The sequence below is a fragment of the Streptomyces sp. NPDC088246 genome (assembly GCF_044741025.1).
GTDB lineage: Bacteria > Actinomycetota > Actinomycetes > Streptomycetales > Streptomycetaceae > Streptomyces.
This window is the reverse complement of the sequence record NZ_JBIURV010000019.1, coordinates 60,330-84,881: the sequence shown is the minus strand read 5'-3', so window position 1 is coordinate 84,881 and position 24,552 is coordinate 60,330. Positions and strand designations below refer to the sequence as shown.

General features: G+C 71.0%; 22 protein-coding genes. 11 read left to right on the top strand and 11 right to left on the bottom strand.

The genetic code is table 11. The features are described from left to right. Nucleotides 1–51: 51 nt before the first annotated feature. Nucleotides 52–1,248, bottom strand: coding sequence for a lipid-transfer protein (locus ACIPEK_RS25305; RefSeq protein WP_402000335.1), 1,197 nt, complete (start codon nucleotides 1,246–1,248; stop codon nucleotides 52–54). Between the two features lie 54 nt (nucleotides 1,249–1,302). Then, nucleotides 1,303–3,480, bottom strand: coding sequence for an acyl-CoA dehydrogenase (locus tag ACIPEK_RS25300; RefSeq protein WP_402000114.1), 2,178 nt, complete (start codon nucleotides 3,478–3,480; stop codon nucleotides 1,303–1,305). 353 nt (nucleotides 3,481–3,833) lie between these two features. On the opposite strand from ACIPEK_RS25300, the gene ACIPEK_RS25295 reads away from it, so the two are divergent. After that, on the top strand, nucleotides 3,834–5,648 hold the full coding sequence (locus ACIPEK_RS25295) for an MFS transporter (RefSeq protein WP_402000111.1): 1,815 nt from the start codon (nucleotides 3,834–3,836) through the stop codon (nucleotides 5,646–5,648). Nucleotides 5,649–5,703: 55 nt separating this feature from the next. Here the strand turns inward: ACIPEK_RS25295 and pepE are convergent, their stop codons facing one another. Further along, nucleotides 5,704–6,432 carry a dipeptidase PepE gene (pepE, locus tag ACIPEK_RS25290; protein WP_383069702.1) on the bottom strand — a complete coding sequence of 243 codons (729 nt, stop codon included), beginning with the start codon at nucleotides 6,430–6,432 and terminating at the stop codon, nucleotides 5,704–5,706. Between the two features lie 80 nt (nucleotides 6,433–6,512). After that, nucleotides 6,513–7,343, bottom strand: a complete 831-nt coding sequence (locus ACIPEK_RS25285; protein ID WP_361445032.1) for an IclR family transcriptional regulator — start codon at nucleotides 7,341–7,343, stop codon at nucleotides 6,513–6,515. A gap of 156 nt (nucleotides 7,344–7,499) precedes the next feature. On the opposite strand from ACIPEK_RS25285, the gene ACIPEK_RS25280 reads away from it, so the two are divergent. From ACIPEK_RS25280 to ACIPEK_RS25250, 7 genes are all read left to right on the top strand, one after another. Then, nucleotides 7,500–8,453: a DUF1177 domain-containing protein gene (locus ACIPEK_RS25280; protein WP_402000108.1), complete on the top strand. Its 954-nt coding sequence runs from the start codon at nucleotides 7,500–7,502 to the stop codon at nucleotides 8,451–8,453. Further along, nucleotides 8,453–9,841, top strand: coding sequence for a cytosine permease (locus tag ACIPEK_RS25275; RefSeq protein WP_402000105.1), 1,389 nt, complete (start codon nucleotides 8,453–8,455; stop codon nucleotides 9,839–9,841). The genes ACIPEK_RS25280 and ACIPEK_RS25275 overlap by 1 nt, the downstream gene beginning before the upstream one ends. After that, nucleotides 9,838–11,166, top strand: a complete 1,329-nt coding sequence (locus tag ACIPEK_RS25270) for a M20/M25/M40 family metallo-hydrolase (RefSeq protein ID WP_402000102.1) — start codon at nucleotides 9,838–9,840, stop codon at nucleotides 11,164–11,166. Before ACIPEK_RS25275 ends, ACIPEK_RS25270 begins: the two co-directional genes overlap by 4 nt. A 147-nt stretch (nucleotides 11,167–11,313) precedes the next feature. After that, nucleotides 11,314–11,970: a class I SAM-dependent methyltransferase gene (locus tag ACIPEK_RS25265; RefSeq protein WP_402000099.1), complete on the top strand. Its 657-nt coding sequence runs from the start codon at nucleotides 11,314–11,316 to the stop codon at nucleotides 11,968–11,970. A 90-nt stretch (nucleotides 11,971–12,060) separates the two neighbouring features. Further along, nucleotides 12,061–12,999, top strand: coding sequence for an N-acetylmuramoyl-L-alanine amidase (locus ACIPEK_RS25260; protein WP_402000096.1), 939 nt, complete (start codon nucleotides 12,061–12,063; stop codon nucleotides 12,997–12,999). A 186-nt stretch (nucleotides 13,000–13,185) separates the two neighbouring features. After that, nucleotides 13,186–14,022, top strand: coding sequence for a hypothetical protein (locus ACIPEK_RS25255; RefSeq protein WP_402000093.1), 837 nt, complete (start codon nucleotides 13,186–13,188; stop codon nucleotides 14,020–14,022). A 120-nt stretch (nucleotides 14,023–14,142) separates the two neighbouring features. Next, nucleotides 14,143–15,150: an LLM class F420-dependent oxidoreductase gene (locus tag ACIPEK_RS25250; protein ID WP_402000090.1), complete on the top strand. Its 1,008-nt coding sequence runs from the start codon at nucleotides 14,143–14,145 to the stop codon at nucleotides 15,148–15,150. Here ACIPEK_RS25250 and ACIPEK_RS25245 read toward each other — a convergent pair. The 7 genes from ACIPEK_RS25245 to ACIPEK_RS25215 form a co-directional block, all read right to left on the bottom strand. Further along, on the bottom strand, nucleotides 15,143–15,715 hold the full coding sequence (locus tag ACIPEK_RS25245) for a VOC family protein (protein WP_402000087.1): 573 nt from the start codon (nucleotides 15,713–15,715) through the stop codon (nucleotides 15,143–15,145). The genes ACIPEK_RS25250 and ACIPEK_RS25245 overlap by 8 nt on opposite strands. A gap of 4 nt (nucleotides 15,716–15,719) precedes the next feature. Continuing rightward, nucleotides 15,720–16,799, bottom strand: a complete 1,080-nt coding sequence (locus ACIPEK_RS25240; protein ID WP_402000084.1) for a PHP domain-containing protein — start codon at nucleotides 16,797–16,799, stop codon at nucleotides 15,720–15,722. Between the two features lie 115 nt (nucleotides 16,800–16,914). Continuing rightward, nucleotides 16,915–17,691: a maleylpyruvate isomerase family mycothiol-dependent enzyme gene (locus ACIPEK_RS25235; protein WP_402000081.1), complete on the bottom strand. Its 777-nt coding sequence runs from the start codon at nucleotides 17,689–17,691 to the stop codon at nucleotides 16,915–16,917. Between the two features lie 41 nt (nucleotides 17,692–17,732). Next, nucleotides 17,733–18,287, bottom strand: coding sequence for a hypothetical protein (locus ACIPEK_RS25230; RefSeq protein ID WP_402000332.1), 555 nt, complete (start codon nucleotides 18,285–18,287; stop codon nucleotides 17,733–17,735). Nucleotides 18,288–18,560: 273 nt separating this feature from the next. After that, entirely contained in the window at nucleotides 18,561–19,634 is a 1,074-nt protein-coding gene (locus ACIPEK_RS25225; protein ID WP_402000078.1) for a prenyltransferase, read from the bottom strand. Then, entirely contained in the window at nucleotides 19,631–20,395 is a 765-nt protein-coding gene (locus tag ACIPEK_RS25220; RefSeq protein ID WP_402000075.1) for a class I SAM-dependent methyltransferase, read from the bottom strand. Before ACIPEK_RS25220 ends, ACIPEK_RS25225 begins: the two co-directional genes overlap by 4 nt. 62 nt (nucleotides 20,396–20,457) lie before the next feature. After that, nucleotides 20,458–21,789: a glycosyltransferase family 4 protein gene (locus ACIPEK_RS25215; RefSeq protein ID WP_402000072.1), complete on the bottom strand. Its 1,332-nt coding sequence runs from the start codon at nucleotides 21,787–21,789 to the stop codon at nucleotides 20,458–20,460. Nucleotides 21,790–22,019: 230 nt separating this feature from the next. On the opposite strand from ACIPEK_RS25215, the gene ACIPEK_RS25210 reads away from it, so the two are divergent. From ACIPEK_RS25210 to ACIPEK_RS25200, 3 genes are all read left to right on the top strand, one after another. Then, nucleotides 22,020–22,631, top strand: coding sequence for a TetR family transcriptional regulator (locus ACIPEK_RS25210; RefSeq protein WP_402000069.1), 612 nt, complete (start codon nucleotides 22,020–22,022; stop codon nucleotides 22,629–22,631). 115 nt (nucleotides 22,632–22,746) lie between these two features. Next, on the top strand, nucleotides 22,747–23,097 hold the full coding sequence (locus tag ACIPEK_RS25205) for a DUF4190 domain-containing protein (RefSeq protein WP_402000066.1): 351 nt from the start codon (nucleotides 22,747–22,749) through the stop codon (nucleotides 23,095–23,097). 210 nt (nucleotides 23,098–23,307) lie between these two features. After that, nucleotides 23,308–24,549, top strand: coding sequence for a substrate-binding domain-containing protein (locus ACIPEK_RS25200; protein WP_402000063.1), 1,242 nt, complete (start codon nucleotides 23,308–23,310; stop codon nucleotides 24,547–24,549). Nucleotides 24,550–24,552 lie beyond the last annotated feature (3 nt).

The window sequence follows — 24,552 nt, the reverse complement described above, 5'->3', positions numbered from 1 at the left end:
CCGACCCGGGCTCGGTCCGGCGACGTAGCACGATGCGCGCTGATCACCCCGCTAACGCCGCAGCAACGTCACCACCGCCGCCCCGCCGAGCCCGATGTTGTGCGCCAGGCCGACCCGTGCGTCCTTCACCTGCCTGCCCTGCGCCTCCCCTCTGAGCTGCCAGGCGAGTTCGGCGGCCTGGGCGATTCCGGTGGCGCCGAGCGGGTGCCCCTTGGAGATCAGCCCGCCGGACGGGTTGACCACCCACCGGCCGCCGTACGTGGTGGCCCCGGACTCGACGAGCTTCCCGGACTCCCCCTCGCCGCACAGCCCGAGCGCCTCGTAGGTGAGGAGTTCGTTGATGGAGAAGCAGTCGTGCAGCTCGATGACGTCGAGGTCGGCGGCCGAGAGCCCGGAGGCCTCGTACACCTGCTGGGCGGCGGCCCGCGACATCGGCTGTCCGACGGCGTCGATGCAGGTCCCGGAGGCGAAGGAGTCGCCGGTGTCGGTGGTCATCGCCTGGGCGACGATCTCGACCGCCCGGTCGCCCAGACCGTGGCTCTCGACGAAGCGTTCCGATACGACGACGGCGGCGGCCGACCCGTCGGAGGTGGGTGAGCACTGGAGTTTGGTCAGCGGGCGGTGGACGGTCTTCGCGGCGAGGATCTCCTCGGCCGTGTACGGGTCCTGGAACTGGGCGTACGGGTTGTTCACCGAGTGCCGGTGGTTCTTGGCGCCGACCGCGGCGAGTTGTGCCTCGGTCGTCCCGTACCGCTCCATGTGCTCGCGGGCCGCGTTGCCGAATATCTGGGCGGTGGGCGGGCTCATCTCGAAGCCGTGGGCGGCGGCCATGATCCCGTAGTGCCGGGCGACGGGTGATGTCCTGAAGTCGGCAGCACCGCCGTCGGCGCCTTTGCCGCCGAGCGCGCCGCGCGCCATCTTCTCGAAGCCGAGCGCGAGGACGCAGTCGCTGCCGCCGCCCTCGACGAACTGCCGGGCCATCATCAGCGCGGTGGAGCCGGTGGCGCAGTTGTTGTTGACGTTGTAGACGGGCACTCCGGTCAGCCCGAGTCCGTACACGGCGCGCTGACCGGCGGTGGAGGCCTGGAAGCAGTAGCCGACGACGGCCTGCTGCACCTGCTCGTACGCGATGGAGGCATCGGCGAGCGCCGCCGTCCCGGCCTCCTTCGCCATGTCCCAGTACTGCCAGTCACGGGTCTCGGGCTTCTCGAACTTCGTCATGCCGACACCGACGATGTACGCCTTCATGAGCTTCATCGGCTTCATGGGCATGGGCTTCATGGGCTTCATGGGCAAGTCCCTTCAATCGCGCGGGAGGCCGAGGATGCGCTCGGCGACGACATTGAGCTGAACCTGGGTGGTGCCGCCCGCGATGGTCAGACAGCGGGACATCAGGAAGCCGTGCACGGCCCGCTCCCCCGCGCCTTCGTCGACCGCGCCGGTCGGGCCGAGGAGTTCGAGGGCCAGTTCGGCGACCTTCTGCTGATGGGTGGTCTGGACGAGTTTGCGGACGGAGGCCCCCGCGCCCGGTTCCAGGCCGGACACCTGCCGCAGGGTGGTCCGCAGTCCGATGCAGGCGAGTGCGTGGGCCTCGGCGGCGAGTGCTCCGATACGGGCCCGGTACGTGCCGTCGAGTTCGCCGGAGCGGGCGATCAGTGCTTCCAGGCCGGTGTCGAAGGTCATCTGGTCGGCCATGTGGACGCGTTCGTTGCCGAGGGTGTTGCGGGCGACCCGCCAGCCGTCGTCGATCTCGCCGACGACGGCGTCGGCGGGCAGCAGGACGTCGTCGAAGTACACCTCGTTGAAGAGACAGTCGCCGGTGATCTCCTTCAGCGGGCGGATGTCGATGCCCTCGGTGTTCTTCATGTCGACGAGGAAGTAGCTGAGTCCCCGGTGCTTGGGGGCGTCCGGGTCGGTCCTGGCCAGCAGAATTCCGTGGTCGGCCCATTGGGCGGCGCTCGTCCACACCTTCTGTCCGTTGATCCGCCAGCCCTCCTCGGTCCGCTCCGCCCTCGTGCGGAGCGAGGCGAGATCGGAGCCCGCGCCGGGTTCGGAGAACAGCTGGCACCAGAGGAGTTCGCCGCGCAGGGTGGGCAGCACATAGCGTTCCTGCTGCTGCGGTGTCCCGTGGGCGAGGAGCGAGGGCACCACCCAGGTGGCGATCCCGAGATCGCTCAGCTTCACTCCTTGATCCCTCAACTCCTGCTGCACGGCGAGCTGTTGGACGGGTCCGGCGCCCAGACCGTAGGGGGCGGGGAGGTACGGGGCGGCGTGGCCGGTGGGCGCGAGGGTGCGGCGGGCGGCCTTCGGGTCGAGGCCCCGGGCGGCGGCGACAGCCTCGCGCGCCCCGGCCCGGTGGACCGCGGCCTCGGCGGGGAGTTCGAGGGTGAGTTCGCGACGCGCCCCGCCCTCGGCCAGCCGCACGGCCCGCAGCCGGTGGGCGTCACCGGCCCCGAGCAGCTGCCGGGCCACCAGGGCCCGGCGCAGATACAGATGGGCGTCGTGTTCCCAGGTGAAGCCGATGCCGCCGAGGATCTGGATGCAGTCCTTGGCGCAGCCGTACGCGGCGTCGAGGGCGTCCGACGCGGCGAGGGCGGCGACCATGGACCGTACGTCCGGGTCCTCCTCGTCGGCGGCGCGGGCCGCGTCCCACACCAGCGCACGGGCCCGCTCGACCCGTACGAGCATGTCGGCACAGAGGTGCTTGATGCCCTGGAACTGCCCGATGGGGCGGCCGAACTGTTCGCGGACCTTGGCGTACTCGGCCGCGGTGTGCAGCGCCCTGGCCGCGGTTCCGCACGCCTCGGCGGAGAAGAGGACGGCGGCGAGGTCACGGACGTGCGCGGTGTCGGTCCGTACGACGCGTTGCGCGGGGACGAGGACACCCTCGGCGCGGATCTCGGCCGTGGGACGGGTCGGGTCGGCGCTTCGGTGCGGGCGGGCGGTGAGCCCTCGGGTGGCGGCATCGACGGCGAACCAGAGAGTGCCGGTGGCCGATTCGGCGGAGAGCAGGAGGAGGTCGGCGTCGGCGCCGGAGAGGACCGGCGGGGCCGTACCGTCGAGGAGATGGCCGTCCCCGTGCTCCACGGCGGTGAGGGTGCCGGGGCCGAGCGCGACGGCGCCGATGCGCGTACCGGCCGCGAGGTCGCGTACCTGCTCGTCCGCGCCCGCCGCGTGCAGCATGGCGGAGGCGAGGGCGCTCGCGAGGTACGGACCGGGGAGCGCGGCCCGGCCCGCCTCCTCCAGGACCACGGCCAGATCGAGGAGTTGACCACCTCCCCCGCCGCACGCCTCGGGCAGATGGATGGAGAGGAGGCCCTGCTCGGCGAGCCCGTCCCAGTATCCCGGGCGCACGCCGGGGGTGCCGGGGGCGTCGGCGTCGAGGAGCTTGCGGATCTCCTCCGGCGGTACGGCGCGCGCCAGCCAGCCCCGTACGGCCTGCGCCAACTCCCTCTGTTCTTCGGTGATTCCGATGCCCATGCGGATCCTCGCCGGTCGCAGCCACTGGAACGGCGCAAGAGTAGAACACGTTTCATTCTGACGGAAGGTCAGCGCAGCGCCTGATGACGGCCGGAGGGAGGGCCGGGGAACGTCCGGTAAACGGCCAGGGGCGAGCAATGGAGCGGTTCGGGGCGCCCGGATCGGCGCACGCTCCGGGCCGAGTGCGCGGCCGCGCCTCGTTCGCGCCGTCGTGCCCCGTTCGCTCCTCGTTCACCGGAATACCCCGGCGACAAGGAAGGTTTCACCCTGCACACACTTGGCGGTCGGCGCTGCCCGCGCCGGACCAGCACCCCGCCCCACACCCTCGATCACGCTGCCCGGAGGCCGCACGGATGCCACAGACGACGAACGAACAGCACAGCGGGGAACTCCCCGATCCGCGGCCGCGCAGGGCGGGCGGCGGGGTCGTCCCCGTACTCGCCTTCGCGGGTATCACCGTCGCGGTGATGCAGACCCTGCTCGTCCCCGTCATCAAGGATCTGCCCGCCCTTCTTCACACCGATCCGTCCAACGCCACCTGGGTGATGACCGCGACCCTGCTCGCGGGGGCCGTCGCGACCCCGATCATGGGGCGGCTCGGCGACCTCTACGGCAAGCGGAAGATGCTGCTCGCCAGTCTCACCGTGATGGTGATCGGTTCACTGATATGCGCCTTCACCGACGATCTCGTGATCATGATCACGGGGCGCGCGCTCCAGGGTTTCGCCATGGGTGCCATCCCGCTGGGCATCGGCATCATGCGCGACGAGCTGCCGCGCGAGAAGCTCGGCTCGGCGATGGCGCTGATGAGCTCCTCGATCGGGGTGGGCGGTGGACTCGCGCTGCCCGCCGCCGCGCTGGTCGCCCAGCACGCCGACTGGCACACCCTGTTCTTCGGCGCGGCCGGTCTCGGCGTGCTCTCGATGGCGCTCACCGTCCTCGTCGTACCGGAGACCACGCTGCGCGCTCCCGGACGGTTCGACATCGTCGGCGCGCTCGGGCTCTCGCTCGGCCTGGTCTGTCTGCTGCTGCCCGTCACCAAGGGCAGTGACTGGGGCTGGACCTCGGGCAGCACGCTCGGACTGATCGCCGCCGCCGTGGTGATCCTCGTCCTGTGGGGCCTCTTCGAGCTGCGCAGCCCGGCCCCGCTGGTCGATCTGCGGACCACGGCCCGGCGCGAGGTGCTGCTCACCAACCTCGCCTCGATCATGGTCGGGGTCGCGTTCTACGCCGTCTCGCTCGTCCTGCCGCAGCTGCTCCAGCTGCCGGAGTCGACGGGGTACGGGCTCGGCCGGTCGATGGTGGTCGCCGGGCTGTGCGTGGCGCCGCTGGGCCTGACGATGATGTTCGTCGCCCCGCTGTACGCCCGGCTGTCCGCCCGCCGCGGCCCCAAGGTCTCACTGATGCTCGGCATGCTGATCATCGCGATCGGTTACGGGGCGGGGCTCGGGCTGATGAGCGCCGCCTGGCAGACCGTCGTGATCGCGGTGGTGCTCGGCGCCGGTATCGGACTCGCGTACTCCTCGCTGCCCGCACTGATCACCGGGGCCGTCGATCCGTCCGAGACAAGTGCGGCCAACGGTCTGAACACCCTGATGCGGTCGATCGGTACGTCGGTGTCGAGCGCCGTGATCGGCATGGTGCTGGCGAACACCTCGGTGCGTACGGGCGGGGTGTCGTTGCCCTCGATGGAGGGGTTCCACATCTCGTTCCTGATCGCGACGGGCGCGGTGGTGGTAGGGCTGGTACTGGCCGCGTTCCTGCCGTCGCAGCGCGATGCGATGCGCCCGGCGCTGCTGGCGAGCAGCGACGACGACGCGCCGGTCACCGCGCGCTCCGTCTCCCGCCCGGTCACCGGCTCGGGCGGCTTCCGCGGCCGGGTGCTGGACGCGGACGGTGCGCCGGTGGCCCGCGCCAATGTCACGCTGATAGACCACCGGGGCCGGCAGGCCGGTCTCATCGTGGCGGACGAGGACGGCCACTACATGCTGGCCGCCCCGTCCGGCGGCAGCTACGTGCTGGCCGGATCGGCCACCGGATACGCGCCGCGCGCCTACCCGGCGGTCTACCCGGGCAACGGGCTGCCGGTCGATGCCGATCTGGTGCTGACGGCCGGGGCCCCTCCTCTGGATCACGCCGGGCTCGCGGGCCCCGGCACCGCACCCTGATCCGGCCTGATCCGCCCTGATCCGGCCCGATCCCCTCTGATCCGAACGAAGGGCCTCAGCGCACCGGGGCGTCGAACCGCGGTGTCGTCGTGAGCAGATGAGAGACGTCCGACCCCGCCGGAAGCTCCTGCGGCCGCGCGCCGCGGGTGAACAGCCGGGCGGGGTGGGCGCCCTGCACCCGGGCCTGGCGCCCGTTGACCCGCAGCCAGGACCCCTCACGCAGCCCGAGCACCGGTACGTCGTTCTCCTCCAGGAACTCGGTGAGCCGCTCCTCGCGGGTCTCGCCCTTGTGGGTGCTCTCCGGGTCCGGGTCCAGGTAGTGCGGGTTGATCTGGAAGGGGACGAGGCCGAGGGTCTCGAAGGACGGCGGCTGCACGATGGGCATGTCGTTGGTCGTACGGAGGGTGGGCGCCGCCATGTTCGTCCCCGCGCTGGCTCCCATGTACGGCAGCCCGCCGCGCACCGCTTCGGTCACGGCGTCCCGCAGACCGGTCCGGTACAGGGCGCTCAGCAGCCGGAAGGAGTTGCCGCCGCCGATGAACACGGCGTCGGACGCGGCGAGTTCGGCGACCGGGTCGGCGTTCTCGTGGACCCCTCGGACACTGATGCCGGACGGCGCGAGGGCGTCGCGGACGCGTATGGTGTACGCGGTGTAGTCGGCGAGCGCGTAGGGGACGAAGGCCAGCCGGGCGCCGGAGGGCAGGAACGCGGTGACCGTGTCGAGGGCGTGTTCCAGATAACCGCGCCCGTACTGGGTGGAGTTGGAGAGCAGCAGCAGATTCACGGGGTTCCTCTTGGTTCTGTTCTGGTTCTTGGTTCTGTTCTGGTTCTTGGTTCTGTTCTGGTTCTTGGTTCTGTTCTGGTTCATCGGTCGGTACGAGGGCGGCGGGCACGGGGCTTCGGCCGCTGCGGGGGCTGGGTCAGCCGCCTCTCCAGCAGCTGGGCCGCGTGGCGCAGGGCGTCGAGCCGGTCCTCCGGCGCCCCGCGGAAGAGTTCCTCGGCGCCGCCGAGGCTGAGGCTCCCGTACGGCTCGCGCCCGAGGAAGACCGGCACGGCGACGGTCGCGATGCCGGTGTCGTACTCGCCGACCGTCCAGGCGTACCCCTGGGCGCGGACCTTGAGGAACTCCTCCTCCAGCCGGTCCGGGTCGGTGACCGTCCGGTCGGTGAAGCGGGCCATCGGGCGGCCCCGGAAGAGCCGGTGGCGCTGCTCGTCGGGCAGATACGCGTAGTACGACTTGCTGGTCGCCCCGGCGTGCGCCGGGTAGAGCTCGCCGACCAGCGGGTAGTAGCGCAGCGGCCCGGCCTCCCCTTCCTCCGCGGCGACGCACCGCATGTGGAAGCTGTCCGGCAGACAGAACAGGACCGTGTCGCCGGTGACCCGGCGCAGCTCCTCCAGGACCGGCCCGGCCAGCAGCTCCAGCGATCCCGAACGCTCCCAGAGCCTGCCCAGGCGCAGCACGGCGGGGCCGATGCGGTAGCGGCGGGTGGCAGGGTCGGAGACCAGGAAGCCGCGCCCGGCGAGGGTGGCGAGCAGTCGCTGGGCCACCGAGGTGTCCCAGCCGAACTCCTCGGCGACCTCGGTGACACCCCAGTCGGGCCGGGTCCGTTCGAAGGCGAGCAGCACCAGGAGCGCCCGGTCGACGGTTTGCAGCGCCCCGGCGGGAGTACGCCGGTCCAGATCGAAGTCCGCCATCGTCATCTCACCATTCAGACCTGAATTGCAAATAACGGGAAACAGTTGCGTTCAACGCTATCCGATCCCGAATGTTGCCTCAGCACCCCGCCCCGCGCTTCCCCCCGTCGAGCGCCTCGGCCCGGGTGCCCGGATGAGCGAGAAAGTAGGGCCCCCATGTTGAAGTACGTGCTGGACATCGTCGATCTGCTGGACGATCCCCAGGTCAATGGCAAGACGGTCGCCGAGTACCTCGACTCCGTCAGCGGGGCCGAGGGTTCGTCCGCGCAGGTCACCACGGTCGTCGGCGAGCGGGGCTCGACGGACTTCGTGATGGTCCGCGTCCCCGGCTCCCAAGGACGTACGTCCGGGGGCAGTGCCCGCACGCTGGGCGTGGTGGGCCGGCTCGGCGGCATCGGCGCCCGGCCCGAGGTGACCGGCATGGTCTCCGACGCCGACGGCGCGGTCTCCGCGATCGCCACCGCCGCCAAGCTGCTCGACATGCGCCGCCGCGGCGATGTGCTGCCCGGCGACGTGATCGTCGCCACCCACATCTGCCCGAACGCGCCGACGGAGCCGCACGACCCGGTGCCGTTCATGGGCTCGCCCGTGGACATCGCCACCATGAACCGCCACGAGGTGACCGGCGAGATGGAGGCCGTGCTCTCCATCGACACCACCAAGGGCAACCGGATCATCAACCACAAGGGCCTCGCCCTGTCGCCCACCGTCAAGGAGGGCTGGGTGCTCCGGGTCGGCGAGCAGCTCGGCGAGCTGCTCGCCGTGGTGACCGGTGAGCCGTTGGTCACGTACCCGGTGACCACGCAGGACATCACCCCGTACGGTAATGGTGCACACCACATCAATTCGATCCTGCAGCCCTCCACCGCGACGGCCGCCCCGGTCGTCGGCCTGGCCATCACCTCGGCCGCCGCGGTACCGGGCTGCGGTACGGGTGCGAGCCACGAGAGCGACATCGCGTCCGCCGCCCGCTACGCCGTGGAGGTCGCCAAGGCCTACGGCAGTGGCCACCTGGACTTCCACGACGCGGTGGAGTTCGACAACCTCGTCAACCGCTACGGGTCGCTGGCTCACCTGCAGACCTTCGGCCGTACACCCCAGGAGTCCTGATGGCAGCCGTCCCGCAGGCCGAGGCCGTGGCCCCCGAGGCCAAGAGCATCGGCAGCGACGACTACGCGCTCTCCCGTGTCCCGCGTGACAAGCGGTTCGGTTTCTGGTCCATGCTGCTGCAGTGGCTGGCCCAGTCCGGCTCGATCTCGCAGTTCACCCTCGGCGCCACCATCGGTGTCGGCATGACCTTCGGGGACGCCTTCCTCGCCTTCACGCTCGGCGCGGTGATCCTGGAGATCGTGATCTTCGCGATCGGTCTGGCCGGTATGCGCGAGGGTCTGGCGACCCCGATGCTGACCCGCTGGGTCGGCTTCGGCCGCAACGGCTCGGCGCTGGTCAGCTTTGTCATCGCGGTCAGCCTGGTCGGCTGGTTCGGCGTCCAGAACACGATCTTCGGCAACAGCGTCTCGGCGCTGGTCGGCGGCCCGTCCTGGATGTGGTGCGTACTGGCGGGCATCGCCATCACCGCACTGGTGATCTTCGGCTTCACGTACATGGCCGCCTTCGCCAAGATCGTCACGCCGCTGTTCTTCGCGATGGTCGCCTGGTCGGTCATCTCGACGCTGAAGGACCACTCGTTCAGCGAGCTGATCCACTCACCGCCGCCCGGCCGGACGATCCCGCTCGCCGTCGCCGCCACCGCCATCGCGGGCGGCTACATGACCGGCGCCATCGTGTCCCCGGAGATGACCCGGTACAACCGGAAGGGCTCGCACGTCTTCCTGCAGAGCGCCTCGTCGATGATCCTCTCCGAGTACATCGTCGGCCTGACCGGTGTGCTCCTGGGCCACCTGGTGAAGAGCAACGAGGTCTCGCACATCGTGCTCTCCACCTCCGGCGCCTTCGGCGTCATCGTGGTCCTGATGTCCACCGCCAAGATCAACGACTGGAACCTGTACGGCTCCTCCCTCGGCGTCGTCAACTTCTTCCAGGTCGTCTTCGGCAAGCGGCTGCACCGCGGCGCGGTCACGATCGTCCTCGGCATCGCGGGCACGGCCCTGTCCGCGGTCGGGATCATGACCCACTTCACCGAGTTCCTCTCGGTCCTCGGCGTCGCCATCCCGCCGATCGGCGGCATCATCGTGGCCGAGTACTGGGTCGTCAAGCGGATGCGCAAGCCGCTGGACGAGACCCGGGAGTCGGAGACCCTGCCGAAGTCCTCGCCGACCTGGGTGCCGATGTCCATCGCCATCTGGATCGCGGCGTTCTGCGTCGGCAAGTTCTACGACGGCGGCATACCGGCCCTGAACTCGCTGGCCACCGCCTTCATCCTGTACAGCGTCCTCGGCCTGCTGGGCTGGGTGAAGCCGTACGGCACCTCCACCCTGGACGACGAGGACGACGCCGCCCCCGCCGCCCGCGCTACAACCTCTGTGGGAGCAGCATGAGCACCGCCGACCCCATCTCCGCTCTCGTCCCGGCCTCCGACGAGGCCCAGGACGAGGTCATCGATCTCTGCGCCGAACTGATCAGGTTCGACACCTCCAACCCCACCAGCAACGAGCGCGCGAGCGCCGACTGGGTGGTGGGCCGCCTCGCCGAGGTGGGCATCGAGTCCGAGCTGGTCGAGTCCGCCCCGGGCCGCGCCAGTGTCATCGCCCGGATCGCGGGCGCCGACCCGGGGCGCGGCGCCCTCCTGGTCCACGGCCACCTGGACGTGGTCCCGGCCGACGCCTCCGAGTGGCAGGTCCCGCCGTTCTCCGGCGAGATCCGCGACGGCTACCTCTGGGGCCGCGGCGCGATCGACATGAAGGACACGGTGGCCGTCATGCTGGCCACCGCCCGCCACTTCGCCCGCACCGGCACCAGGCCCTCGCGCGACCTGGTCCTCGCCTTCCTCGCCGACGAGGAGGCCGGCGGCAAGTTCGGCGCCCACTGGCTGGTCGAGCACCGCCCGGAGCTGTTCGCCGGGGTCACCGAGGCGATCGGCGAGGGCGGCGGCTTCTCCTTCGCCATCGACGACACCCGCCGCCTCTACCCGATCGAGAACGCCCAGCGCGGCATGGCCTGGATGGAGCTGACCGCGACCGGCCGGGCCGGCCACGGCTCGTCCCCCAACGACGAGAACGCGGTCACCGACCTCGCCGAGTCCCTCACCCGGATCGGCCGCGAGACCTTCCCCATCCGGCTGATCGAACCGGTCCGCGCCCTGCTCGAAGAGGCCGCCCGCCTCTACGGTGTCGAGTTCGACGAGCACGACATCGAGGGCAGCCTCGCCAGGCTGGGCCCGGTCTCCGACTTCATGCAGGTGGTGCTCCGCAACTCCGCGAACCCCACCATGTTCGACGCCGGCTACCAGACCAACGTCATCCCCGGAAAGGCGACCGCCCGGGTGGACGGCCGCTTCCTCCCCGGCCACGAGCAGGAGCTGATCGACACCATCGACAAGCTCCTCCTCCCCTCGGTCACCCGCGAGTGGGTCAACCACGACATCGCGCTGGAGACGACGTTCGACGGCCCGCTGGTCGACGCCATGTGCGAAGCCGTACGCGCCGAGGACCCGGACGGCCACCCTGTCCCGTACTGCAATCCCGGCGGCACCGACGCCAAGGCCTTCACGCACCTCGGCATCCGCTGCTTCGGCTTCAAGGGCCTCAAGCTCCCGCACGACCTGGACTACGGCCGTCTCTTCCACGGCGTGGACGAACGCGTCCCGCTGGAGGGCCTGCGCTTCGGCGTCCGCGTCATGACCCGGCTCTGGCAGAGCTGCTGACCTCCATATCGCAGCCCTGCCAGCGGCGCCCCGACCCGGGCTCACCCCTCGTACGCCCCCGCCGATGCCTTCGGCGGGGGCGTACGGCACGATGGGGCGCCGTCGAACGCGTACCCCCCTCAGAACCGTCCCCACCAGGAGGAACCAGTGCCCGCCGAGTCCGTCGCCGAGCCCAAGCCCGAGATTCTCGCCGCCTTCCAGGCCGCCAAGGGCTTCATGCCGGTGGTCGAAGGACTCGCGCTGTACGGGGCCGCCGCCGAGGCCGCCGCGCTGGGGCTGCCGATCCTTGAGGTCGGGACCTACTGCGGGCGCTCCACCATCCTGCTCGCCGATGTCGCCCGGGCGGCCGGCGTGACGGCTCTCACCGTCGACCACCACCGCGGCAGCGAGGAGCAGCAGCCCGGCTGGGAGTACCACGACCCGACCGTCGTGGACCCGGAGGTCGGCCGGATGGACACGCTGCCGACGTTCCGCCGGACCCTGCACGCGGCAGGTCTCGAAGACCATGTCGTGGCACTGGTAGGACGGTCTGTGCAGGTCGCGGCCGTCTGGGGCGGGAAGCTCGGCTTCGTCTTCATCGACGGCGGTCACACCGACGAGCATGCGAACGGTGACTACGAGGGCTGGGCGCCGCATGTCGCCGATGGCGGGCTGCTCGTGATCCACGATGTGTTCCCGGACCCCGCGCACGGCGGCCAGGCTCCGTACCGCGTCCATCTGCGGGCGCTGGCCTCCGGAGCGTTCACCGAGGTCTCGGTGACGGATTCGCTGCGGGTGCTGCGGCGCACGGGACCGGGAATCTGAGGGCAGCCGGATACGGCTCCGGTCGGGTGCGGGTCTCCGGGTACCGGTGTTCGGACCGGCCGGTCCGAGGCGCCCCGATAGCATCGCGGAGTGCCGTACGACGAGAGCGTTCCCCCCACCCCGCGCCGCCGGCCCCTGCTCGCCGCCGCCATGCTCGCAGCCGTGTGCCTGAGTGCCGCGGGCTGCGGCGCGGACGGTGCCGGCGGCGGGGCGCAGGCCCTGCCGGGCAGCAGTGGTAGCACCGCCGCGTCGCCGTCGGCCCCGCCGTCGACGAGCGCTCCGGTGCCGGAGAAGACGTCCGCCTCCCCCACCCCGTCCGCGAAGCCGTCGAAGTCCGCGCCCGGCCGGGTGTCCAAGCCGCTGTCCGGCAAGACCGTCGTCATCGACCCCGGCCACAACCCGAACAACCATCTGCACACCCGCGAGATCAACCGCCAGGTGGACATCGGCACCACGCACAAGGAGTGCGACACCACCGGAACCTCGACCAACTCCGGCTACGCGGAAGCCCGGTTCACCCTTGACGTGTCGCACCGGCTGCGTGCGCTCCTGCAGGCACAGGGCGCGAAGGTGGTGCTGACGTACGACAACGACCGCGCGTACGGGCCCTGTGTGGACGAGCGGGCCCGGATCGGCAACGACGCCAAGGCCGATGCGGTGGTCTCGGTGCACGCGGACGGTTCCGCGGTCGGCAATCGCGGCTTCCATGTGATCCTTCCCGCGCTGGTACGGGGTGGAGCGGCGGACACCTCGAAGATCGTCGAGCCGTCGCGCGATCTCGGCACCCGGATCGCCGGTCTCTTCGTCCGCGATACCGGAAGTGCGCCTTCCAATTACGTGGGCGGCAATACCGGGTTGGACATCCGCAAGGATCTGGGCGGACTGAATTTGTCGACCGTGCCCAAAGTGTTCATCGAATGCGGCAATATGCGTGACCCGAAGGACGCTGCCCTGCTCACCAGTGCGAGCTGGCGCCAGAAGGCGGCGCAGGGCATCGCCGATGGCATCAGCAGCTATCTGAACGGGTAGCAAGAGGTAGTTCTGAGGCGAAATTGGGGGGAAGTGCGTCCACCGTCCGGGCAGGGACACAACCCGACCGGGCAGACGATAGATTCATCCGTACGATGGGGAGCCGCCCCCGAGCTTCGCGCCGTGCCCGCCCTACCGGTGGCAGCGACGACCGCCCCGACGAGACGATCGACTAAGGACCTTTACGTGAATATCCGCTCCCTCACTCGAGGCGACGGCGTGGTGATCGGAGCAGCGGTGGTGCTGTTCATCGCCTCTTTCCTCGACCTCTTCGGCTTCGATTGCCCTGCGGGCCTCAACTGCTCCAGTTACAAAGCCCCGAACGCCTGGGACGCGCTCGGGATCCTCATGAGCGTCTTCCTGGCCGGAATCATCAGTGCGGCACTGATCGTTGTGGGCCGCACCATGCCGGCCCGCAAGGTGCTCGGCTTCGACCTCGGCCAATTCGGCGCCGCCTTCAGTGTCTTCGCCCTGTGGACCGCGCTCTGGACGACCATCGACGCCAGCGACGCGGGCGCGGGCATGATCCTCGGCCTGCTCGCGACCATCGTGCTCGCGGGCGGCGCGGTCGCCACTCCGCTGGTCCCCGCGCTCAAGGCCCCGCTGGCAAGCGCCCCGCGTCCGCAGGCCGTGCAGTCGCCGTACGGCGGCCAGCCGCAGCCCGGCCAGGGATACGGCTACCCCGGCGCCCAGCAGCAGCCGTACGGCGCACAGCCGGGGCAGCCGCAGCCGTACGGTGCGCAGCCGCAGGCCGGTCAGCCGCAGGCCGGCCAGCCGGAGCCGCAGCAGGCCCAGCCGGCTCCGGCGGCCGGTGCCCCGGCCGGTGACTTCACGCCGTTCTGGTTCGCGGTGCCGGTGGCCCGCCCGCTGTACGGGGAGGACGGTTCGCCGTCGCCGATCGCCGAGTTGGCGCCCGGCACCTGGTACCTCGCGGTGGAGCAGCGCGGTCCGGGCCTCATCGCCCAGACCCAGGACGGCCGTCGTGGTGTGCTCCAGGACACCACGGGCATCCAGCGCGGCTGAGTCACGCTTCCGTAGTACGACAGCGGCCTCCCGCCCCTTCCGGGCGGGAGGCCGCTGTCGTACTCTCCGTCCGTGCGTCAATGATCTGACGTTGCATCAGAAACGGTGGGAGGCGGCGGAATGCGGCTCGGACTCGCGCTCGGTTACTGGGGCCGCGGCCCGAACCCCGCCCATCTGGAGCTCGCCCGGGAGGCGGAGGAGCTGGGGTACGGCTCGGTGTGGACGGCGGAGGCCTGGGGCTCCGACGCGTTCACGCCGCTGACCTGGATCGCCGCGCACACCTCCCGCATCCGGCTGGGCACCGGTATCGCGCAGATGGCGGCGCGCACCCCGACAGCGACCGCCATGCACGCCCTGACCCTCGACCATCTCTCCGGCGGCCGGATGATGCTCGGCCTGGGGCTGTCCGGGCCGCAGGTGGTGGAGGGCTGGTACGGGCGGCCGTTCCCGAAGAGCCCGCTGACCGCGACCCGCGAGTACGTCGACGTCATCCGCCAAGTACTCATCCGTGAGGCCCCCGTTGAGCTGGACGGACGCTTCCACTCCCACCCGTACAACGGTCCGGACGCCACCGGTCTGGGCAAGCCGCTGAAGTCGATCACCCATCCCCTGCGGTCCCGGCTGCCCGTACTGCTCGGGGCGGAGGGGCCGAAGAACATCGCGCAGACGACGAGAATCGCCGACGGCTGGCTGCCGCTGTACTGGTCGCCGATGCGCACCGATGTGTACGAGGCGTCGCTCACGGACCTGCCCGACGGATTCATGATCGCGCCGATGGCCCGCGCGCACGTCTGTGACGATGCCGCGGAGGGGCTGCTGCCGGTGAAGGCGATGCTCGGCTTCTACATCGGGGGGATGGGGCACGCGGCCCGTAACTTCCATGCCGATCTGATGGCGCGGATGGGATTCGAGGTGGAGGCGCGGCGGATCCAGCAGCTGTTCCTCGAAGGGCGCAAGGAGGAGGCGGTGCTGGCCGTGCCGGACGCGTTCGCCGATGAGATCTCGCTCGTCGGACCCCGTCAACGGATCGCGGAGCGGCTTGAGTTGTGGCGCAAGGGGCCGGTGACCGATCTGCTGGTGACGGCACCGGACCCGCACACCCTGCGGGTGCTCGCTGAGCTCAACTAGGCCGAGCCGGGTCCGTCGGCCAGCCCCCGGTGCCGACCGGCGCGGGCCGCACCCGCCGTCGTGGCGCGGTGCGCTCCCAGGGCTGGGGGTCGGGGTACGTCAGGAGTACCAGCGTGCTGCCCCACGGTGTGCGCAGATACGCGAACCGGTTGCGCTCCCCCGCTTCGGGGCCCGGCAGCGGCTGCGCCTCCGCCAGCAGCGTGGCTCCTGCGGCCACGCAGTCCCGCACGGCCGCGTCCAGATCGTCGGCGTAGAGCGCCACGTGCTGCCAGCCGAAGTCGCAGGGCCGCACCGGTGGTTCGCGGCGGGGGCCCTGGAACTCGAACAGCTCGATGCCCGGGCCGTCGCCGGGAAGGGCCAGCATCCGGATCGCCAACTGCTGTGTGCCCGCCGGGACTCCGAGCCGCCGCTCGACGTCCGGCCCGCCCTGCGGGCGGTCCTGGCGGCGCAGGGTGTCGTACAGCACCTCGGCGCCGAACGCCCTGGCAAGAAAGAGGGTGGCAGTCTCCAGGTCGGGGACCGTGACCCCGATGTGGTCGATGCCTCGCACGCTTGTGGCCGTCATGGGTTCACCGCTCCTGTCCCGGGGCTGCGCAGACCGCCCCGTCCGCCCCGGAGCGGGCCCGCTCCAGGGTCGTGCCCCCGCGCGACCAGGCCAGCAGTTCGTCGGCCGACCATGTGGTGATGACGCGTTCCGCCGGGACGCGGCACTCCTCGGCGCGGGCACAGCCGTGGATCTGCCAGTCCAGCTGTCCGGGCGCGTGTGCGTCGGTGTCGACGGAGAACAGGGTGCCTGCGGCGACCGCGCGGCGCAGCAGCCGGCGGGGCGGGTCGAGCCGTTCGGGCCGGCTGTTGATCTCCACCGCCGTGCGCTCCTCCGCGCACGCGGCGAAGACCTCGTCCGCGTCGAAGCGGGACTCCGGGCGGCCCCGGCCGGTGATCAGCCGTCCGGTGCAGTGCCCGAGGACGTTCGCCCGCGGATGGCGGACGGCCGCGAGCAGGCGTCTGGTCATCGGGGCAGTGTCCATCCGCAGTTCGGAGTGTACGGAGACCACCACGACGTCCAGCTGCTCCAGCAGCTCCTCCTCCTGGTCGAGGGAGCCGTCGGGAAGGATGTCGCACTCGATGCCGGTGAGCAGCCGGAACGGCACCCAGCCCGCGTTGAGCCCGGCGATCACATCCAGCTGCCGGCGCAGCCGCTCCGGGGAGAGCCCGTTCGCCACGGTCAGCCGGGGCGAGTGGTCGGTGAGGACCGCCCACTCATGGCCCAGCTCCGCCGCCGTGCGGCCCATCTCCTCGATCGGGCTGCCGCCGTCCGACCAGTCGGAGTGCAGATGGCAGTCGCCGCGCAGCAGGGCCAGGAGGCTCCGGCCGCCGTCGGGGAGCGGGGCGGCAGCGGCCTCCTCCTCCAGCCGCTCCAGGTAGCCGGGCACTTCCCCGGCCACCGCCTCTCGGATCACCCACGCGGTCTTCGGCCCGATGCCCCTGACCGACTCCAGCGAGCCGTCCGCGACCCGCTGTGCGGCCTCGCCGTCCGTCATCGCCGCCACCGCGTCGGCGGCCGTACGGAATGCCTGCACGCGGTAGGTGCCGGCCCTGCCGCGTTCCAGCAGGAAGGCGATCCGTTTCAGGGCGTGGACGGGCTCCATCGGCACCTCCACAGGGGCCGCCGGACACAACGGTCTGTCCTCTCCAGCTTGGCTCAGCACCGCCGCGCCCGCACAGCGGACGGGGACCGCACAGCGGGCAGCGGCCGGTGGGGGCTCAGCCGAACGCCGAGCGCTCCAGCCAGAAGTCCAGCAGTTCCGCGTCCCCCAGCACCTCGACCCGGTCACTGTCCGGAGCGAGGCGCCGGTTGAAGACCAGCATGACGTCGGTGAGCGGACCCCGCAGCGCCACGGTCGCCTTCTCGTGGGCGCGCCGCCAGGTGAAGCCGTCCTCAGCGAACTCGATCAGCCACTCGGCGCCGGGCACGTCCGTGGCGTGCAGATGGATCGAGCGCCCGGTGCCGGCTGGTCCGGCGACCTCCTTGATGCCCGCTGCCTGCATGAAGGCGACGATCTCCAGCCACTCCTCGATCGTGTCGGCGGCCAGCTCGGGGGCCACCTCGTAGCCGGTCTTCGCGGTGAGTGCCGCGTCGGCCTGGTGGACGATCGTCTCGTGCGCCATGCGGCGCGCCCAGAAGCCCGCGCTCCGCTCCCACCCCCAGGACCAGACCTCCTGGTCGGGGCCGGCCGCCCGCAGCGCCTCGACGGTCTTCGCCGCGCCGTCCGCCAGCCAGGCGTCGAGCGCGGCAGGGTCGTCGCCCTCGGGTGTGGAATCCGGTACTCGTTCGTGCGGGACCGCTTCGGTGGCCCGGGTGCGTACGATCTCGCCCGCCCAACGGTGCGCTCGGCCGACGTGGACGGCGAGATCGCGCAGGGTCCAGTCGGGGCAGGTCGGTACCGTCGCGCCGAGGTCGGCGCCGTTGATCGCCGCCCTCAACGCGTCGGTGCGGCCGATGATTTCGTCACAGTAGAGGTCGTGCCGGAGTGCGCTCATGACACGCACCCTAGTTCGATCAAGGGCCGCAACCGCATCGATTATCCGCCGAGTTGCGAGGTGGTGGGCACCTTGTCCTTGACCTCGGCGCCCGCGCTCTTGCCCGCGTCCTTGATGCCGCCGATCACGCTCTCGAAGGCGCCGATGTCGCCCGCGCCGGCCTCACCCTTGCGGAGCTTGCTGCCGAGGCCCTTGAGCGATTCGATGCCCGCCGTCAGCGGCGCGACCGCCTTCGACAGCAGCGGGTCGCCCTTGGCGTTGTCCACTGCGGCCTTCAGCCGGTTGTAGGCGAAGCCGCCCGCGAGCCCGGCCTTGACCAGAGCGAACGTCCGTCCGTCCGCGCCCTTCTTGAACTTTCCCGCACGGTACGGCTTCACGATCCACTGGTACGTCGCACCGGCCGCGAGCCCCGCATTGGCGACGAACCGCGTCTTGGCGAACTTCTGCGCCTCGGCCGAGGACGTGCCGCTCGGGGACGCGGAGCTGCTCGCGGTCTTGCCCTCGTTGCCGCCGCCGCACGCGGTGGCGCCCACCAGCACGGCGCAGGACAGCAGCAGCGAGACGAGCAGACGGCGAAGCGGTACGGGACGCTTCACGGCGGAACTGGTCACAGCGGGCCTCCCTGGCCGGGCGCATCACGGCGATCTTTACGGTGAGTGACGCCTCTCGGCACTCTCCACCAGGCTCGCCCGGCCCCGGGCAGCGTGCCACCCGGAGCCGCCGTCCGGGTTTCTCCCGCCGGGGAACGGCAACCCGGAACCCATGTCTCCTCCAACAGGAACGAGAGGCACCACCGCAGCACGTGTCATAGCCGTCGTGGCCGACATCATCCAGACGCCGCACGGCAGACGGCAGTTTGACGACAGGACCTAGCCGCAGCAGTCCGGTTCCAGCCCGCGCGGCAGGTGCTCGCCGCTGAAGACCTCGGTGGTCGCCTCGTCGCCGCCGAGTGCGGCCACCGCGAGCAGCAGCGAACCGGCGGTCCAGGTGGTGAGTTCCTCCGGCCAGAACGCCCGGTTGCCCTCGAAGACGTACCCCGTCCAGTACATGCCGCCGTCGGCACGCAGATGCCGGATGGACTGGAGGATCTCCAGCGCCCGGTCGGACTCGCCCATCACCCAGAGCGCCAGGGCGAGTTCACAGCTCTCGCCACCGGTCACCCACGGATTGGGCAGCACACAGCGCACCCCGAGGCCGGGGACCACGAAGCGGTCCCAGCCCTCCTCCATCCGCTCCTTGGCGGCCGCTCCGGTGAGCGCGCCGCCGAGGACCGGGTAGTACCAGTCCATCGAGTAGCGGCTCTTGTCCAGGAAGCGTTCCGGGTGGTTGCGGATCGCGTGGGCCAGCGCACCGGTCGCCAGCTCCCAGTCGGGCTGCGGCTCTTCGCGCCGTTCGGCGATGGCGAGTGCGCAGCGCAGCGCCTGGTGGATGGAGGAGCAGCCGGTCAGCAGCGCGTCCTCGACGGGGGTTCCGTCGGCTTCGCGCTTCCAGCCGATCTGGCCGCCGGGCTGCTGGAGCCGGAGCACGAATTCCACGGCGGCGTAGACCGTCGGCCACATCCGGTCGACGAACGCGTCGTCGCCGGTGGCGAGGTAGTGATGCCAGACACCGACGGCCACGTACGCGCAGAAGTTGGTCTCCAGACCGCGGTCGGTCGGCTGCTCCGGGTCTCCGTCGTGGTACGCGGCGTACCAGGAGCCGTCCTCGTTCTGATGCCGGGCCAGCCAGTCGTACGCGCGTTCCGCGGCGGCGTGCTCGCCGGCCGCGTCGAGGGCCATGGCGGCCTCGGTGTGGTCCCACGGGTCGAGGTGGTGGCCGCGGAACCAGGGCAGCGCGCCGTCCTCGCACTGCGCGGCAAGGAGGGCTGCGACGGTCTCGGCGGCCTGCTCGGCGGTGAGGACTCCGGGCAGTACGAGGTGTTCGGTCTGCTCGGGAGTGGTCACGCCTCGGCCTTGGAGAGGTCCTCGGCGGCGGCCACGGGCAGGTGCGGCTTGGTCGCGTACGCCACGAAGCTCTTGCCGACGACCGGGTTGAGCAGCTGCTCGGCGACCCGGGTGACGGCCGGCTTCTTCATGATGTCCCAGACCAGCAGCTTGTGGTACGCGCGGACCGGCAGCGCTGCGTCCTTGCCGTCGCGGCCCACCCCGAACGCGCACTTCAGCCACCAGTACGGCGAGTGCAGGGCGTGGGCGTGGTGGGTGCCGTACGGCTTGAGGCCGGCGCCGCGGATCTTGCCCAGGAGTTCGTCGGCCCGGTAGATGCGGATGTGGCCGCCCTCGACCTCGTGGTACGCGTCGGAGAGCGTCCAGCAGACCTTCTCGGGGCCGTAGCGCGGCACGGTGATCGCGATCCGGCCGCCGGGCTTGAGGACCCGGACCATCTCGGCGAGCACACCTTTGTCGTCGGGGATGTGCTCCATCACCTCGGAGATGATCACGACGTCGAAGGACTCGTCGGGGAACGGCAGATTGAGCGCGTCACCCTCCATAGCGGTGGCGGTGGCGCCCTCGGGGGCCTCCCCGGCCTCCTTCATCGCGGCGAACCACTTCGCGACCTCGCGGATCTCCTCGCCGTTCCGGTCGAGGGCCACGACCTGGGCGCCGCGCCGATAGCACTCGAAGGCGTGGCGTCCTGCGCCGCAGCCCAGGTCGAGCACTCGGTCACCTGCGGCGAGCGGGAAGCGGGTGAAGTCCACGGTCAGCACGAATGCCTGCTTTCGCGGTCGAGGGGGTCAGGGGGCGGGGGCGACGGGAACGGGCGGCGGGGTCAACGTCGGCCGCCGGGGCGCGTGGCGCCGGACCGGGCGGCGATCGCCTCGCGGTAGAGGGCGGCGGTGCCGATGGCGGCCTGCTTCCAGGTGAACCGGGAGAGCACCCGGTCGCGGCCCGCGGCACCGAGCCGGGCGCGCAGCTCCGGGTCGCCGAGCAGCCGGGCGAGCGCGTCGGCCAGTGCCCCGGCGTCGGCGGGCGGGACGGCCAGGCAGGTCTCGCCGTCCGGGCCCGCGACCTCGGGGATCGCCCCGCCGGTGGTGGCGACGAGGGGGGTACCGGTGGCCATGGCCTCGGCGGCGGGCAGCGAGAAGCCCTCGTACAGCGAGGGGACGCAGGCTATCTGGGCGCCGCGCACCAGGTCGACGAGTTCGGCGTCGCTGATGCCCTTGACGAACTCGACGGCGTCCTGGAGTCCGTGCCGCTCTATGGCCTGGGCGACGGGCCCGTCCTCGGCCCGCTTCCCGACGACCACGAGGTGCGCCTCCGGGTTCCCGGCACGGAGCTCGGCGAGCGCCTCGACGAGGTGGACGAGGCCCTTCAGGGGGACGTCGGCGCTGGAGGTGGTGACGATCCGGCCGGGAACCTCGGCAACCGACGGGTCGGGCGACCACAGGTCGGTGTCCGCGCCGATGTGCACGACGTGGATACGGTCCCCCCGCACCCCGAGATGGTCGACGATCTCCTGCTTGGAGGAGCCGGAGACGGTGAGCACCGAGGGCAGCCGGCGCGCGACCCGCTTCTGCATGCGGGTGAAGGCGTACCAGCGGCGGACAGAGGCGCGCCGACGACGGGTCTCGGCGGCGTCCAGGTCCAACTGCCGGTCGACCGTGATGGGGTGGTGGATCGTGGTGACGAGCGGGGCACCGAGGTCCGCCAACAGCCCGTATCCGAGGGTCTGGTTGTCATGGATGACGTCGAACTCGCCGCGGCGGGCGGCGAGATGGCGTCGGGCGCGCAGGCTGAAGGTGAGGGGTTCCGGGAAGCCGCCGGTCCACATGGTGGCGACCTCGGCGGCGTCGATCCAGTCCCGGTACTCGCCGCGCTTCGGGGTACGGAAGGGGTCGGGCTGGCGGTAGAGGTCCAGGCTCGGCAGTTCGGTGAGCGGGACGCCCTCGTCGAGCACCGGATAGGGCTGGGCGCCGATCACTTCGACGCTGTGGCCGAGGCGGGCGAGCTCGCGGCCGAGGTGGCGTACGTAGACGCCCTGGCCGCCGCAGAACGGGTTGCCCTTGTAGGTGAGGAGTGCGATGCGCAACGGACGGGCGCCGGCGGTGCCCGGCGTGTCGCTGCCCGTGCGGGGGCCTGTCTCCACGGCCTCAGCGGTCACACTCGGCCCCCTTCTCACTGCGTGTTCGCCGGAGCGTAACCGCTCACGCTAATCTAGAACAAGTTTCAGACTGGATCGTTCAATGAGCTACGAATCTACCGGCAGGTAGCGTCGGCGCAACGGCCGGATCAGGTGATTCGCGCCACGACCGGCCGCCCTGGCATGCTGTGCGCCGCCGGGAGACCGAGCGCCTCCCTGCGGTTGCGGACAGAAGCCATGGATGGGGACACATGACAGCGGAAGCCAAGCCGGCATCGCCGCCCCTGACGGAGCGGCAGGAGGCCCGCCGCCGCCGCATCCTGCACGCCAGCGCCCAGCTCGCCAGCAGGGGCGGATTCGAGGCGGTGCAGATGCGTGAGGTCGCGGAGGCCGCCGAGGTCGCCCTGGGCACGCTGTACCGCTACTTCCCGTCCAAGATCCACCTGCTGGTCGCCACCATGCAGGACCAGCTCCAGCACATGCACACGACGCTGCACAAGCGCCCCCCGGCCGGGGACGACGCGGCGCAGCGGGTCGCCGGCACCCTGATGCGGGCGTTCCGCGCATTGCAGCGTGAACCGCATCTGGCGGATGCGATGGTGCGGGCTCTGACCTTCGCGGACCGCAGCGTCAGCCCGGAGGTGGACACCGTCTCGCGGATCACGACGGCGATCATCCTGGACGCGATGGGCCTGGAGCATCCGACGCCGGAGCAGCTGTCCGCGGTCCGGGTCATCGAGCACACCTGGCACTCGGCGCTGATCACCTGGCTGTCGGGGCGGGCGTCGATCGCCCAGGTGAAGATAGACATCGAGACGGTGTGCCGGCTGATCGACGTGACGAAGCCCACGGAAGCCCCCTAGCACACACGGACTCCGTTTCGCAGCGTTTTCATCACACTCCTCTCACCGTTCTGACCGAAAGGGCCACAGTCAGCTTCTTACCATGGTCATGACCAGCACCGATGGAGAGGAAGACATGGCTGACCAGTCAGGCAGTGCAGGCGGCGCGGCGGGGACGCAGGCCCCGGGCGGACCGGGATACGGCGCTCAGCCGCCGGTCGGCTACGGGTACCCCGGTGGTGCCGCGCTGCCCAGCGGCAAGGCGACCGCCTCGATGGTTCTCGGCATCCTCGGCCTGGTACTCATCCCGATCATCCTGCCGATCATCGCGCTGTGCCTCGGCATCTCGGCCAAGCGCATGGCCGACCGCGGCGAGGGCGGCGGCCGCGGCCAGGCGGTCGCCGGCATCGTGATGGGCAGCGTCGGCATCGCGCTCGCCGCGCTCGGCATCATCGTGGCCACGGTCCAGGGCATCAGCGCGATGTGACGGGCCACCGCCCAGGACCCGCGCACCGCGTACCGGCCGCGCCGGGGAACCGTACGATCCGGTTCCCCGGCGCGGCTTTCGCTTTCCGGTCCCATGTGCGGCCCCCACATGTGCACCGCGTCAGGTGGGGCGCTCTGCACCATGTCGACGGCGGCACGGTGTTCATACGGTTCGGCGACATCACATGAATACGCCGAGGAGCCGGTCACCATGCGTCGCAGAGCCACAGGCACCGTCCGTCACCGCAGATCCCTCTACGCCGCCGTCGCGCTGACCTCCGCCGGTCTCGTGCTCGCCGGGTGCACCGCCGCCGGGAAGGCCGGCGAGAGCGACTCCGGCGGGGGCTCGAAGGACAAAGCCGTCAAGGTGGGTCTGGTGTACTCCCGGACCGGGCTCCTCGCGGACTACGGGAAGCAGTACCGCGACGGGTTCATGGCGGGCCTGGACTACGCGACGAAGGGCACCGGCAAGGTCGCCGGGCACCGTATCGAGGTCACCGAGCAGGACGACGCGGGCGACCCGGGCAAGGCGGTCTCCGCGGCCAAGAACCTGATCGGCAAGGGCTACAAGGTACTGGCCGGCACCACCGATTCCGGGGTGGCCCTCCAGATGGCGCCGCTCGCCGCCCAGAACAAGGTGCTGTACATCAGCGGCCCCGCCGCCACCGACGCCGTGACCGGCATCAACGACTACACCTTCCGCTCGGGCCGGCAGTCCTACCAGGACATCCTCACGGCCGGGACGATGCTCGGCGAGGCCAAGGGCAAGAAGGTCACGGTGCTGGCCCAGGACTCCACCTTCGGCCAGGCCAATGTCGCCGCCGTGAAGGCCGTCCTCGGCTCCAAGGGCGCGAAGGTGGGCTCCGTACTGGCTCCGCCCAGCGCCACCGACCTGACCCCGTTCGCCCGGCAGGTCAAGGCGGGCGGGCCCGATCTGGTCTTCGTCGCCTGGGCCGGCTCCACCGCACCGGCGCTGTGGACCGCACTGGACCAGCAGGGCGTGCTGGGGGCGGCCAAGGTCGTCACGGGTCTCGCCGGAACGGCCTCGTATCCGATCTTCGGGAACGCCGGTTCCAAGGTGTCGTTCCTGGCGCACTACTTCCCCGGCGCGGGCGGCGGCAACGCCGTGGAGAAGTCCATGCTCGACTCGGTCACCAAGGCCGGCGGCACCCCGGACCTGTTCACCCCCGACGGCTTCACCGCGGCGCAGATGGTCGTGCGTGCCGTCGAGGAGGGCGGCGCCACCGATTCCGCCGCCATGGTCAAGGCCCTCGAGGGCTGGAGCTTCGACGGGGTGAAGGGCAAGGAGCAGGTCCGTGCCGAGGACCACGCACTGGTGCAGCCGATGTTCGTCGCGAAGCTCAAGGGGAACGGCGCCGGTGCCCGGCCGGAGCTGGTGAGCACCGAGCCGATGGACAGGGTGGCGCCGCCCGCCAAGCCCTCGGCGGGCTGACCG

Excerpts from the sequence above, each read along its gene's own strand:
- ACIPEK_RS25305 (WP_402000335.1), bottom strand. The coding sequence starts at position 1,248 with ATGAAGGCGTACATCGTCGGTGTCGGCATGACGAAGTTCGAGAAGCCC.
- ACIPEK_RS25300 (WP_402000114.1), bottom strand. The coding sequence starts at position 3,480 with ATGGGCATCGGAATCACCGAAGAACAGAGGGAGTTGGCGCAGGCCGTA.
- ACIPEK_RS25295 (WP_402000111.1), top strand. The coding sequence starts at position 3,834 with ATGCCACAGACGACGAACGAACAGCACAGCGGGGAACTCCCCGATCCG.
- ACIPEK_RS25285 (WP_361445032.1), bottom strand. The coding sequence starts at position 7,343 with ATGGCGGACTTCGATCTGGACCGGCGTACTCCCGCCGGGGCGCTGCAA.
- ACIPEK_RS25280 (WP_402000108.1), top strand. The coding sequence starts at position 7,500 with ATGTTGAAGTACGTGCTGGACATCGTCGATCTGCTGGACGATCCCCAG.
- ACIPEK_RS25275 (WP_402000105.1), top strand. The coding sequence starts at position 8,453 with ATGGCAGCCGTCCCGCAGGCCGAGGCCGTGGCCCCCGAGGCCAAGAGC.
- ACIPEK_RS25270 (WP_402000102.1), top strand. The coding sequence starts at position 9,838 with ATGAGCACCGCCGACCCCATCTCCGCTCTCGTCCCGGCCTCCGACGAG.
- ACIPEK_RS25250 (WP_402000090.1), top strand. The coding sequence starts at position 14,143 with ATGCGGCTCGGACTCGCGCTCGGTTACTGGGGCCGCGGCCCGAACCCC.
- ACIPEK_RS25245 (WP_402000087.1), bottom strand. The coding sequence starts at position 15,715 with ATGACGGCCACAAGCGTGCGAGGCATCGACCACATCGGGGTCACGGTC.
- ACIPEK_RS25240 (WP_402000084.1), bottom strand. The coding sequence starts at position 16,799 with ATGGAGCCCGTCCACGCCCTGAAACGGATCGCCTTCCTGCTGGAACGC.
- ACIPEK_RS25235 (WP_402000081.1), bottom strand. The coding sequence starts at position 17,691 with ATGAGCGCACTCCGGCACGACCTCTACTGTGACGAAATCATCGGCCGC.
- ACIPEK_RS25210 (WP_402000069.1), top strand. The coding sequence starts at position 22,020 with ATGACAGCGGAAGCCAAGCCGGCATCGCCGCCCCTGACGGAGCGGCAG.
- ACIPEK_RS25205 (WP_402000066.1), top strand. The coding sequence starts at position 22,747 with ATGGCTGACCAGTCAGGCAGTGCAGGCGGCGCGGCGGGGACGCAGGCC.
- ACIPEK_RS25200 (WP_402000063.1), top strand. The coding sequence starts at position 23,308 with ATGCGTCGCAGAGCCACAGGCACCGTCCGTCACCGCAGATCCCTCTAC.